The sequence below is a fragment of the Vibrio scophthalmi genome (genome assembly GCF_040869025.1).
Taxonomy (GTDB): Bacteria; Pseudomonadota; Gammaproteobacteria; order Enterobacterales; family Vibrionaceae; genus Vibrio; species Vibrio scophthalmi.
Genome location: NZ_CP134275.1, coordinates 1 through 11414, shown reverse-complemented (window position 1 = coordinate 11414; position 11414 = coordinate 1). Strand labels below are relative to the sequence as shown.

Genomic DNA, 11414 nt, shown 5'->3' with positions numbered 1-11414 from the left:
ATTGCGCTCTGCTGTTTTTACTTACCTTTTGTCGATAACTAGTGCCACTTATTTCGATAGAAATAAGTGTAGTTGATGTCGGTATGAACAACTCCCGATCGTAGAACAGCTTCCAGAAGAGACCGATTTGCTGGCTAGGCTCTTCACGTACAGCGATATGCGGACTTTCTAAGTACAAGATAAAACCAACTTATTCTCTAGCTCTTGTCGTTCTCGCTTAGTGAACCTCATACTATTGCGGCTAACACAAAAAAAGCCCGCTATCGAAGCGGGCAAATGAGATCTTCTTACGTTGAGTTTATTATTAGATTAAGCTGACCAGTTGAGTAACTTCGCCTAGTGAGCCATGTTTGAGCTTTAATGCCATATTGATTTGGGAGGTAAATCGGGCGTTGTCTGCGATACCATGTTCGACATAACCTCTCGCCTCTAACCAGTCTGCAATTTCAGCCCAATCATACAAAGGTGATTTACTGGATACACGTAAGTATGGGGTCGGGAACGTACCATCGCCGCGGGTTCCCTTGCTGAAGCTAGATAATGCAGCCCTTGTTAGATTAGACATTTCGGCAGCGTCAGATAAACCAACGAATTGCCCAGCGTCTAGGCTCTTAATTTCAATATCATTAATGGTTTTTACTTCTTGGATAGCGCTTAATACTGCGTCTTGATACGAGTCAGCTTCTCTATCGAACTCTAAGATGATGTTTTTGCCACTCGAACCGACTGTGCAATCTTCTGCGCCCGCTTCAAAGAGTTGGTTTGCCAAGTCGCATACGCCGTCAGCATCCAATTCCTTTGAGCTGATAACAACTAAAGCAAAGTCATGAGTTTTCATTGTGTGTTTCCTTAATATCTTGATGAAGATAATGGTCTTTAATTCTTTGAGTCTATTATGTGTGAGGAATAAGCAACCAAGCGTGTCAAACTTGGTTGCTTAGGGTTGGTTTAGCAGGTCAGATTACGTGCTTGTTGCAGAATCTTGTTTGCATGGTTGGTCGGGTTCTTTGGTGAACCAAATACGGCAATAAAACATTTGTTGTTCGCATGTTTCCCTGTCGTGCTTGTATCGCACTTGAGGTAAGCAACGGTGTGACCGTTACCTTTCTTTTCGTATTTCCAACCTTGTGCTACTAACAGTTCAATGGCTGCGTTCACGGCTTTGTCTTTGTGGTAATTAGCTATAGGCATTTTCCTCAACGTTATTAGATCTCAAATTTTTAAAGAACAGTTGCTAATGCAACGAGCAGCCAAATTGGCCACCTGTTTACAAGTGTAAACAGTCTTGCTAGTTACGTCAATGTTTACAAGTGTAAACACTGACGTCGGCCTATTCTACCAAACTGAATAGACCCAACCACCCAAACGCAAAGCGTAGTTACTTTGGCTGCTCTTTTTTCTTGATAATATACATGCGAACAGTAAGTTACTGTTTCCTTAAACCGTAACTTACAATATTGAATTGTAAAAAAAGCCCATTAAGGGCTTTTTACTATCGAGACTTTAATGTGACGATTCTTCGGTTAATCTTCTAAACCCTTCCCAAGAATCGTGCATTGCCCTCCAGATGGAAAGCCTTTTGTTGGCGTTCTCTAAACACCGTTTGACATAGGCCTCTACATCACTCATGCCTGCAAAATGATCGCCCACAAAATCCACATAAAATTGATTATCAATCTCCCCCAAAAATGTTGATGATTGCTCTCTTAACATTTGGGCTGGTATCGTTGTATACCCTTGATTTGATGCTTCAATAGAAATATTTTCAAACGACATTGGGTTCATCATTTGGCAGAACTTAAACAAAGCAGCGCGCATAGCTTGATCTGTTTTATCACAAAGAGCTGATGCATCGTGAATTCTTGCACCAAGCAAAATACACTTCACAGCATATAAAGTATCTTTATCAATTTTGTTCATAACCGGTACCGAAAGCTGTTGTATTTAATAATTTAGACATAGAGTTATGCTGTAACGCTACTGCACGATAATGTTGATGTTTGTATGTCAGCAAGCTTGCGACTTATCTCAATGAGTCGTTTTTCTGAACGGTCAAGATAACGTTGAGTTGTCGCAATATCCCCACTTCCGTTACCGTGACCGATAAAAAGGGAAGCGCTCATGATATCCAGCGCATTAGCTATTCTCTGAACTGCAGACTTTCGAGCTGAGTGCAGCCCTAAACGAATACCTTCCAGTAGTTCTTTAAACTTATTAGCTTTGGTTTCCAGCTTGTTCTTGATGACTATGATCACCCTGTAAACAGATTGACGCGTTACTGGTGAAAAGCTGCTGGCTCGATTGGATTTGAGCTCACAAGCAGGAAATAAGAAGCCTCCTAGGTTTTCATATTTATCACAACGAACTTGAAGCATCTTTTTGATTGCAGGATAGCGGCTAAAATCAACTCTACGGGCTTTTGGCGCATTCTTTAGGGCTAAGGATTGATAATTCTTTAAATTTGACTCTCTGTGTTGTTGGCGAGCCTTCTTGTACTCAATTAATAGGTCGTACTCATCTGCCAGAGCTTCAAGCTGATTCAGGTCTGTACACATTCTGACTAAAAGTGGTGCTAAGTCGTTATTGATCGCAGCTCGTAGAAACTTCCGGCCCTCTGTTAGCCAGCTCGTATCAATCATTTTATTTGTAGCTTTGGTTACGTGTGATCGCAGTTGCTTTGAGTCGGTGAGAATTATCGTATTAGATTTTAAATCGATATGACTAGCCTGTAATTCTCGGGCTTCGCTGTTCCGTAAACCAAAAGTAAGGCAGAGCTGGAACATGTCATGCCAGAACGAACCTAGAAGTGAGGCTTCATGCATGAAGCTTTTTTCCAACTCTTGTGGGATTGCATCAACGCTTAAGCTTTTCATGACTTAAACCTCCGCTCTTGATAGGTAGCTGCGAAGTTGGCGATTAGTCAGTAAATGAGAGATGCGAGCAATGTCGCTGTATGATAAAGTGAATTTCATAGTAATTAATTCCTATTGGTTGCTATGCGAACCCGATTAGTGCTTGGCGGTGCGGTCGGGTTTTTTATTGCCTGTTAAATGTCGTCTCGTTTCAGTTGTTCCATGAAAGCACGTCTCATGTAGTCATTCATTGAGCCAGTAACTTTTCCCTCATATTTTAATCTTTTGAACTTCTCTCGAAGTGCCTTTGGCATATTTCGCAAACTCATATCGAAAGTGGTTTTTTCTTCTGCAACTGATGCAGTTTCCACCGTTGAAAGTTTCGCTTCCTCTGTTTTTCCAATGCTGCGCTTTGTCATTCTTAAACCTTATATAACACTCAAAACGTGTTTATAATTGAGTATAAATAACTAAACCTCTGAGTCAAGTTTTTATCTGTTGAATGTGAACCTTTAAATGCAGATTTAGGGATGTGACTACTTGCTGGAATAGTGGCATCTAGTAGAGTTAGGTTATCCAATCCAGACACAAGTTCCGCAATCTCTGGAAATGACTTCCTACTATGGTGAACTCGATTCAATACAACCTGAGCAACCAACTTTTCATCTACCATCTGAGAAACTGCTCTCATAGCCTTATCAAACTCAATCAGTGCAAATTGATCTGTTGGGTCGTCACTGGTCGGTGTCAGTACAACATCAGATTGTGATATGCAGTATCGTGTGATGTCTGAATCAAAACCGCCACAATCAATCAGAACTCGTTTACCCTCATCGCACCATTTAAGAACATCCCCTTTATTCTTTGGGTAGCGTACTTCGATACCGCTATCCCCCAAACCAAGCAGATTACTAATGCCCTTATGAACATCAGCATCAATAATAAAATCAGGTTTGAAGTGAGGGATTAAGTTTAGCGTGAGGCTGCTTTTACCTGTACCGCCTTTGCTGTTAGCTACGCATAATATAGACATATTTCAATACTCTAAACGTGTTTATTTTTGTGTTTAAACAGTTATAAAACATCAGTCAATCCAATGCCAGTTAATTAAAGAGATTTTTTGAAGTGGACGCAATCCGTACGGATTATCATTCGTGAGAATATTTAATGCGAAAGGTTTGATTTAGTGTCGGTGGACAACAAAGTCTAAAACTATGACAGTAAAGTTTGAAATTGTGACATTAAAGATTAGAACTTTTTGTCTTTAATATTGAAATAAGGGCGAAAGTTGCACACTTATTTGAACCCATATAGACTACAATTAAACTAGGTTCAAAAAAGTATGGTGCTATATGTCTGTATATTTAAGCCTTGGCAAAGATACACAAGGAAACTTTCATCACATCGACTCGCAGAAATCAGGAAAAGGCCATTTGGCCTGTCCGTTCTGTCGCTGTCCGTTAATCGCTGTAAAAGGCAAAACCAAGGCGGCTCACTTTCGCCATGATGGTGAAACCTGTAAAGAGTCTTTGAATGAGATCCCGCAGATTCCCGCATGGCATCACTTTCACCTCAACTATTCGCTAGAGATCATCGACGCTTTAAAGGACGGCTATCAAGCGGATGGCAAGTCGCCCAACGTGTTTCAACACTGGAAGTCTGGATTGCATCGCTTTACACGTACAGCCCAACGAGAACTGCTTAGACATGACGAATGGACAGATAACCTTATCTTCACCGATACCGCGAGAACTATCCTTGGTAGCTTACCGCTACTAGGGTTTAGCCAGTGGATGCGTAACATCTTACAAATGCGCGTTCACACATTGCGCGAAGCCATTGAACAAGGGACTCGACATCGAGCATGGCTAGAAATTGAGGCGTACCGTCAGCAAGCCATTCTCAAAGCGTCACTGTATCTGTTTGAGTACCAACTAGAGGATAACAGCGTTATTCACAAAGTTGGGAGAACATCGAGAGAGCCAGAACAACGGTTGAAAGAAACGGTACTCGATCTAGAAAAGGCTACAGGCAAGGCCGTAGTTAAAAGCACTATTTTGCGTAAAGTTGCGAATTGTGGTCACGTTGAAAAGTATGTTTTTCATCGTTACAACAATCAGTTAGCTAACATTGGCTCACACACAGAATATCTGGTACTTGATTGTAAATCATTGAAGCGATTGAAAGCAGAATTTACCAAGCTGACGAACAACCTTGAACCGTTCAACAAAGCGGAACGATTCATTGTTACAGGCCGTTGGAAGTATGAAGAAAAACGACTCGCAGCGTCTAAGCGTGGCATCGAGCTAACGCAATGCGAAAGCGGTAAGTTTGGTCGGCCTAAAGGAACTACTGTCAGCACTGACGACTTTCTGGTAAAGCACTCAGATATTGTCACTAGCTTAGAGCGTGGGCGTTCTATCAACCAAACCGCAGAATTTACAGGTAAAGGACGTTCAACCGTCAAGCGCGTAAAGGCAGCCATGAACAAATGAGGGAAACTGTGGTATCAAACTTTGTTGTCACACTTTTGTTGTTCAGAAGATGGTCACGCTAATTTAGTTTTAAACTTTACTGTCACTTTCTTCTATCTAGCACTACATAGTATTAAGCACTATACGAGAGAAAAGTTTCAATTTTTAATGTCCATCGACATTTAGTTTCCAAGCTAATTAGTTTGGAAATAAAACCGCACTCACTGGCCTTTTTGGATACATCGCAAAAAACGAAACAGCGATCGTGTGATACAGTGCAGTTCATCGAGATAAAGCCACTGACCCTAATGACAAAGAAACGCCCCCAACTTGATAAGCCCGTACACTGGCAACCGTTTAGACTGGATGATGAAACTTATGACCTATCACATTTAGATTCTCATGTAGTGGAACTGGTACACGCAGCTCAAGGTGACAAGGCCGCAATCACCTACCGTTTTCATGTGACCTATTCGTTTCATTGTTTTGCTAAAGCCTATCCAGAACAAAGCGATGAAGATCGCAAGCGGTTGGAGTACGTCACGAACAAAGAGGTTCGACCATTTTGCTTTAAGCGGTATGAACTAAGTAAAAATTTACCTGAAATTGTCGAAAACCTAGATAGTGCGAAGTTAATCTTCCATGCTGGGTATGAGAGCTTTGCTGTCTGCGAAGTGAAGAACTTAGACGGTGATGATGTAGATTATTTCGTAAACTTTGTTGCGTATCGAGAGAAGAAGAAACTAAGGCTACACATAAAAAGCGCATACCCTTTAGATGAAAAATTGGGCAAGGTGAAGAAAGTAAACATCTTTGCTATCGCTCGGGCGGTTCTTCAAAACAAGCCATTACCCAAACCCCAGAAATAACAAAACCCCCTATATATGAGGGGGTTTCGCCTGAATAAATCAGGTGTCCAGAACGCCATTACCGGGCAAGGCCTCGACCGTTAAACGGTTGCGGAGTGTCACACCGAAGTGTCTCTGTTGCACTCTATGGTGTAAGTTTTGATCACACGTGACCTTTAGTCAATATTTAGTTTTCTGGGGAATGCCTTTTTAATAAAAAATATAGGGAAGAAGTACAATTCTTCCCTGTATAGAATGATTCTCAACAAGAACAAATTAGAGGTTGTTCGTGTTGGGAATTACTCCTAATGACAGCAAATTACGATTTGCAACCATTGAGAACTTATCTCACTTACAACCATCGATAATAACAATTATGGATGGTTATCATGCAGGCTGATGGTGGTTTAAATAGGTTACCTTAATGGTTATTAACGTAACCTAAAGTGATCCTGTAACAGATTCTAGCCAACGCAATTGAATGCGATTATGGTTATCGCGATAATATTCAGCGTGCCCCATTGCTACGTGGGATTCATTTATCTCCATAAACATTGCATTAGCCGCTTCTTTTGCTTGTTCTGGAGTTCCTCCAAAGGCCTTCACCTCTAAATCTTGAATATCTTTAGTCTTACTGTGATCTTTTGCAATTACATAGTTTAGGTAGCGTTTGAACGACTTGGCTATTTCAACCCCTGCTTTCGTGTGAATGCCGATAAGTTTGCGAGCGCCACTGGCAGTAATACGCCCTTTTTTAGCGGCTAGCTGCAGAGATTTAGCATCGTTAGCGAGAGTACCAAAAAATTTTATAAAGAAAGCATCAGATGGGAATCCATTATATTTATTACTCTCTTTAGAGAGATCTTTTGATCTTACACTGCACTTTTTGTTTGTAATGTGTTCTTCTGAGCTATTGGTATTGCTAGGATTGGAGGTGTTTTCCACATCAGACCGACTCGACTGCACTTTTTGGCGATTTACATAGGCATTAGCTGCTTTGGTTGCCCAGTTTATAGCGCCAGAGAATACATCTTTAACCGTGGTTAGGTTGATTTTTATGTGTCGTTTAGTTTGCCAAGCCGCATCATTTCTGGTGTGTGTACGAGAAATAAAGCCTTTTGTCTCAATAACGTTGAGCAGGTTAAACATTGCTCGCTCTTTTATAGGCTTTACACCGTAACGAGAGGCTGCGTTGTTATACATATTTAAGAGGCGCGTTGTAGATGCAAAGCAATCATTGCCGTGCTTCATGATGTGCGCAGCAATGACTTCCAAAAGGCACGCAAGCTTACACTCGCCTTTACTGCGAGTTTGGCTGATGTTTTTTGCCTGTGTTTTGAATCCGGCTTGAATGTAACGAGGGTTTAATTCTAGATTTACGTTCACACCGTCCCGCACTTATGGCGGTTTGGGGTTTGTAGTTTTTTAAGCATTTGGTTATACTCTTCTCAGGATTAATTCCTAGACCCTGATTGCGTATATCTCCCGCCAAGTTGATATAGTGCGCATCAGGGTTTTGTTTTTTCTGCGGAACAATCTTAATCTTAAAAATCAATTGTCTCAATGATCTATTGAAGATCATTTAAAAAATGGCGGTTATGCAAGTTTTACACGTCGAGGATCGTAAGGTTTGGCGTTAGTCCCTACTTTCATCTCCAAAGTTAAACTGAGCATTTCATAAAGCTCTGCCGGTGAAACAAATAACATCACGGCTTGACTGAGTTCATCGGCAATAGATGAATCATCTTTCCCTAACATCTTTGATGTGTAGTAGCTGCTGTACAGAAACCCTCGACTTCTAGCCTTGACCAAAATATCGCTAACAAAATCGATGCCAACATCCATAAAAGAAGATGTGCTCACACTGGCAAAGCCGCGTTCAAGGACAAACCTCCAAGCGGTGCTACTAGCCCAAATCGTTTCAAAAACTCTACCGCAAGTTATTCGCCAGTTTGTGCGCCGTTCCATAACTTTTTTGTGATCAGCTAATTTGTCGGCTGATTCGCCTGGTTGAATCAAGTTAGGGTCAAAGGTTTCTATGTTTGGACCTATCACGAATGACTCTTTGGTTGGCTTACCTTCGGGGGTAGCTTCTAGAGCCCAGATAGTTTTTTCACCAATACCGCCGAAAGTATCGTTTTTGAGTTCTGAAATATCGGATGGCTTGTTTAGTGTTGTTTTTCCTGTGAGTAAAAAATAGCACTCAACTGGCGATACAAAATCAAACATTGTTTGTAAGTGTGCTTTTAGCTCTAGCCACTCATTGCTCTTTTCTAGCGATGTTGCGAACTGGCTTCCTACGGTGTGCCCTCTGTGATGCGCTAACTCTAATAAAGACCATACTCTTTCTTCATGAACCTTTTTCAAAGTTTCAAAAACTAACTTCATGTAGTCATATCTTGTTCTATGGATGTTGTCGGATGTGGAGCTCATTTCTAAATCTCTTTTGCGATCGTTTTTCCGCAGACTAGCGGAGGCAAAAAGTTCACGCCACAACACAAAAATATTTGATCGCAATTTGAATCGCTATCACTAGCACCTGCTAAAGTGTATGCTTAACGAAATGCTTTTTTTGGATCTTTTTATAAGTATTAATTAAAAACAATGGGTTAAAGCCTAATGTAAAACTCTTCATTAGTGTTTTACTTTGATTTTCGACTAGCATTCGTTGAAAGGTCTTCCTCTTCACCAGTGAGAGCTTGAATAAAGGAGCTGTAACGTGCCGAATTTAACAGCAAAGCAAGTGGCAAGCGCTAAACCAAAGGACAAAGCCTATCGACTTGGTGATGGAGGTGGGCTGTATTTTTATGTGCGAAAATCGGGGGCTAAATCGTGGGAGTGTCGTTACATTCAGCCTAGAACGGGAAAGCCTACTTTTCTTGGGTTGGGTGGATACCCTGAAATTTCTCTCGCAGAAGCTAGGAAAAAAGCACAAGAAGTTAGGCACTATTTGAGTGATGGAATCGATCCAAAGCTCAAGAAAGCAGAACAGAGAGCGAAGTTACTTAGCGATCAGAAAAACACACTAAAAGCTGTCGCTAAGCTTTGGCTTGATGCCAAAAGCAACGCTATCAAAAAGGAAACAGAGACGAAAATATGGCGTAGTTTGGAGAATTACGTGTTGCCAAGTTTGGGTAGTATACCTGTATCCAAAATTACTGCGCCCATGGCCATTTCTGCCTTAAAGCCGGCAGAGGCACAAGGTAAGCTTGAGGCTGTCAAAAGAACCTCCCAGCAATTAAATGAAATTATGACCTATGCCGTGAATTATGGACTGATACAAGCAAATCCATTAACCGGTATTCGGGAGGTTTTTAAGAAATCCCAAACGGTGCATTTTAATGCTTTAAGTCCACAGGATTTGTCTGAGTTGGTGATGACAATTGGCGCTGCAGATCTTCCTACATCGATGGAAAGCTTGATTCTTTGGCAGTTGCACACAATGGTTAGGCCTAGTGAGGCTGCAGGAGCTATGTGGTGTGAAATTAATTTTGAAAGCAAGCTTTGGACTATTCCTCCTGAGCGTATGAAAATGAACAGAGAACACCAGGTCCCATTAACGAAGCAAACTCTAGATGTTCTTGAAAAAATGCATCAGCTTAGCTCTCATAGGAAGCATATTTTCCCTTCTATTCGAGACCCTAAAAAGCCGATCGGTGCTATATCTGTTAATCGAGTCTTAGGTAAGCTCGGCTTTTCTGGTAAAACAACGGCACATGGATTCCGTTCTTTGGCATCAACGACTTTAAATGAACAGGGTTTTGATGCCGATCTAATAGAAGCGTCCTTGTCACACCAAGATAAAAATGCGGTTAGAAAAGCCTATAACCGGTCTCAATATTTGGAGCAAAGGAGAGTGGTAATGAGCTGGTGGAGTGAACATATAGAGAATGCTAAAAGTGGTAATATACAACTCAATGGAACTAAAGCATTAAGAGCGATTTAATGAATAACAAAAACGATTTATCTAACCCTGAATTGGCTGAAATATACATCATCACTCTATTTGCAAGACTATATGAGTGCTGGCCTACAAATACACCAGTAACAGCTCAAGATATAACAGGGATAGAGTTTGATATGGAAAGTTTATTCTATCCAAACGCCCCTGATATCCCGAATGAGTGGGATGTTTGTAAGAGCCTGCTTAACTGGCTAGAGATGGAGGGGTATATTTTTGGTGATCGTTCTGGTGGAGATGCGTTCACGTGGAGAAGTTGCCAGCTAACACAAAAAGCCATAGAAGCAATGAAAAGCTTACCCGACCCTTTAAACCCTGAATCGAAAAGAACTCTAGCTGATGGTATCTTGGATGCTGCTAAAGACATTTCTAAGAAATCGATTCATGACCTGATAAAAGCTGGAATGACCTCTCTTTACCTACAAATATCAGGTTAACTCGGATCCTAATGCCAGCTTGTTTTAATAAGCTGGCTCTTTTCAATTCAGAGTTAGATTTCGAGTTTCTTTTCTCCTCGCTTTGCTCTCCAATAGTTAAGTAAATTTAGGGCTGCTTCTTTGGATTCATCCGTCACTTTGTAGACTGTTACTGATTTGTTTCGAACTCTATCCTTGTCTGAGTGGATCTCTACTCCATCCACTTTTCTTAATGCATGGATTGGTTGAGATAAGTGAGCCACGTCAACGCCAGCTTCTTGAATGGAGTACCGGTGGCAGCCTCCTTTAACTAGCATCTGATGTAATACTGCTTCTAAAGCACTTGGTTTCTTAGGCTTGCTCTTTTGACGCTGCCTTTTAATGTGCTTTTTCTCTAAAAATTCTACACGTAGGGTCAAATTTTCAATTGCTGTTAATAGTTCGTCACTCATTAATGTGTACCTATGTTTCGATCATATCTGCCGATAAATTCAATCACGCTCCCATGATTAATTCAGCAATATGTTTGTGTTTTTACTGGTTAGTTGGCTTGAGACATGAGTGAGATTGCCAGTCTTAGGGGGGATGTTTAGAGGTCAGTTGCTATGTGGCTTGAGCGGTCTTTGTTGTATTTATCTCAGAGGAGGATATCAAAAATAGCGCTTTTACCGATCATAACTGCATGAAATGTTGAACTAATAACGAATTATGATCGACGCTAGGCAATAAAGCTCCCTACCCATGTTTTTAATAAATTCTATTTAAAATAATAGGTTAGTCAAACAAATGAGGGGAAGGATGAAGTAGAAGACTTGTCTGTTTTGTAGTTATTGCCGCGAAACGAAGTGGTTGTGATCATTACT

13 protein-coding genes are annotated in these 11414 nt (G+C 41.0%); 4 read left to right on the top strand and 9 right to left on the bottom strand.

Annotated elements, in window-relative coordinates; translation table 11 throughout:
• Positions 1–304: 304 nt before the first annotated feature.
• The 6 genes from RJD38_RS22210 to RJD38_RS22185 all read right to left on the bottom strand — a co-directional run bounded on the left by RJD38_RS22210 (position 305) and on the right by RJD38_RS22185 (position 3885).
• Complete coding sequence (locus tag RJD38_RS22210; protein WP_367971731.1) at positions 305–838, bottom strand: helix-turn-helix transcriptional regulator; 534 nt, start codon at positions 836–838, stop codon at positions 305–307.
• A 110-nt stretch (positions 839–948) separates the two neighbouring features.
• Positions 949–1191, bottom strand: a complete 243-nt coding sequence (locus tag RJD38_RS22205; RefSeq protein WP_367971730.1) for a hypothetical protein — start codon at positions 1189–1191, stop codon at positions 949–951.
• 312 nt (positions 1192–1503) lie between these two features.
• The gene (locus RJD38_RS22200) at positions 1504–1920 is read right to left on the bottom strand and encodes a hypothetical protein (protein ID WP_367971729.1); all 417 of its coding nucleotides are present in this window, start codon (positions 1918–1920) and stop codon (positions 1504–1506) included.
• A gap of 44 nt (positions 1921–1964) precedes the next feature.
• Entirely contained in the window at positions 1965–2873 is a 909-nt protein-coding gene (locus RJD38_RS22195; protein ID WP_367971728.1) for a hypothetical protein, read from the bottom strand.
• 173 nt (positions 2874–3046) lie between these two features.
• A complete protein-coding gene (locus tag RJD38_RS22190) occupies positions 3047–3271 on the bottom strand; it encodes a hypothetical protein (RefSeq protein ID WP_367971727.1) in 225 nt (74 codons plus the stop codon).
• Positions 3272–3291: 20 nt separating this feature from the next.
• Positions 3292–3885 carry a ParA family protein gene (locus RJD38_RS22185; protein WP_367971726.1) on the bottom strand — a complete coding sequence of 198 codons (594 nt, stop codon included), beginning with the start codon at positions 3883–3885 and terminating at the stop codon, positions 3292–3294.
• A gap of 319 nt (positions 3886–4204) precedes the next feature.
• On the opposite strand from RJD38_RS22185, the gene RJD38_RS22180 reads away from it, so the two are divergent.
• Together RJD38_RS22180 and RJD38_RS22175 are read left to right on the top strand one after the other, a co-directional pair.
• Positions 4205–5347: a GIY-YIG nuclease family protein gene (locus RJD38_RS22180; protein WP_367971725.1), complete on the top strand. Its 1143-nt coding sequence runs from the start codon at positions 4205–4207 to the stop codon at positions 5345–5347.
• A gap of 287 nt (positions 5348–5634) precedes the next feature.
• Positions 5635–6195, top strand: a complete 561-nt coding sequence (locus RJD38_RS22175; RefSeq protein ID WP_367971737.1) for a hypothetical protein — start codon at positions 5635–5637, stop codon at positions 6193–6195.
• A 420-nt stretch (positions 6196–6615) separates the two neighbouring features.
• Here RJD38_RS22175 and RJD38_RS22170 read toward each other — a convergent pair whose 3' ends face one another.
• Together RJD38_RS22170 and RJD38_RS22165 are read right to left on the bottom strand one after the other, a co-directional pair.
• Positions 6616–7560: a hypothetical protein gene (locus RJD38_RS22170; RefSeq protein WP_367971736.1), complete on the bottom strand. Its 945-nt coding sequence runs from the start codon at positions 7558–7560 to the stop codon at positions 6616–6618.
• Positions 7561–7770: 210 nt separating this feature from the next.
• Positions 7771–8562, bottom strand: a complete 792-nt coding sequence (locus RJD38_RS22165; protein WP_367971735.1) for a hypothetical protein — start codon at positions 8560–8562, stop codon at positions 7771–7773.
• A 331-nt stretch (positions 8563–8893) separates the two neighbouring features.
• On the opposite strand from RJD38_RS22165, the gene RJD38_RS22160 reads away from it, so the two are divergent.
• Together RJD38_RS22160 and RJD38_RS22155 are read left to right on the top strand one after the other, a co-directional pair.
• Positions 8894–10120, top strand: coding sequence for a tyrosine-type recombinase/integrase (locus RJD38_RS22160; RefSeq protein ID WP_367971734.1), 1227 nt, complete (start codon positions 8894–8896; stop codon positions 10118–10120).
• A complete protein-coding gene (locus tag RJD38_RS22155; RefSeq protein ID WP_367971733.1) occupies positions 10120–10572 on the top strand; it encodes a hypothetical protein in 453 nt (150 codons plus the stop codon). The genes RJD38_RS22160 and RJD38_RS22155 overlap by 1 nt, the downstream gene beginning before the upstream one ends.
• Positions 10573–10625: 53 nt before the next feature.
• Here the strand turns inward: RJD38_RS22155 and RJD38_RS22150 are convergent, their stop codons facing one another.
• Positions 10626–11003 (bottom strand): hypothetical protein, encoded by a 378-nt coding sequence (locus tag RJD38_RS22150; RefSeq protein ID WP_367971732.1) that lies wholly within the window; start codon positions 11001–11003, stop codon positions 10626–10628.
• Positions 11004–11414: the final 411 nt, after the last annotated feature.

What these genes read in the sequence shown, in the direction of transcription:
- RJD38_RS22155 (WP_367971733.1), top strand. Translation starts at nt 10,120, where the DNA reads ATGAATAACAAAAACGATTTATCTAACCCTGAATTGGCTGAAATATAC.
- RJD38_RS22185 (WP_367971726.1), bottom strand. Translation starts at nt 3,885, where the DNA reads ATGTCTATATTATGCGTAGCTAACAGCAAAGGCGGTACAGGTAAAAGC.
- RJD38_RS22195 (WP_367971728.1), bottom strand. Translation starts at nt 2,873, where the DNA reads ATGAAAAGCTTAAGCGTTGATGCAATCCCACAAGAGTTGGAAAAAAGC.
- RJD38_RS22190 (WP_367971727.1), bottom strand. Translation starts at nt 3,271, where the DNA reads ATGACAAAGCGCAGCATTGGAAAAACAGAGGAAGCGAAACTTTCAACG.
- RJD38_RS22180 (WP_367971725.1), top strand. Translation starts at nt 4,205, where the DNA reads ATGTCTGTATATTTAAGCCTTGGCAAAGATACACAAGGAAACTTTCAT.
- RJD38_RS22205 (WP_367971730.1), bottom strand. Translation starts at nt 1,191, where the DNA reads ATGCCTATAGCTAATTACCACAAAGACAAAGCCGTGAACGCAGCCATT.
- RJD38_RS22165 (WP_367971735.1), bottom strand. Translation starts at nt 8,562, where the DNA reads ATGAAGTTAGTTTTTGAAACTTTGAAAAAGGTTCATGAAGAAAGAGTA.
- RJD38_RS22210 (WP_367971731.1), bottom strand. Translation starts at nt 838, where the DNA reads ATGAAAACTCATGACTTTGCTTTAGTTGTTATCAGCTCAAAGGAATTG.
- RJD38_RS22150 (WP_367971732.1), bottom strand. Translation starts at nt 11,003, where the DNA reads ATGAGTGACGAACTATTAACAGCAATTGAAAATTTGACCCTACGTGTA.
- RJD38_RS22200 (WP_367971729.1), bottom strand. Translation starts at nt 1,920, where the DNA reads ATGAACAAAATTGATAAAGATACTTTATATGCTGTGAAGTGTATTTTG.
- RJD38_RS22175 (WP_367971737.1), top strand. Translation starts at nt 5,635, where the DNA reads ATGACAAAGAAACGCCCCCAACTTGATAAGCCCGTACACTGGCAACCG.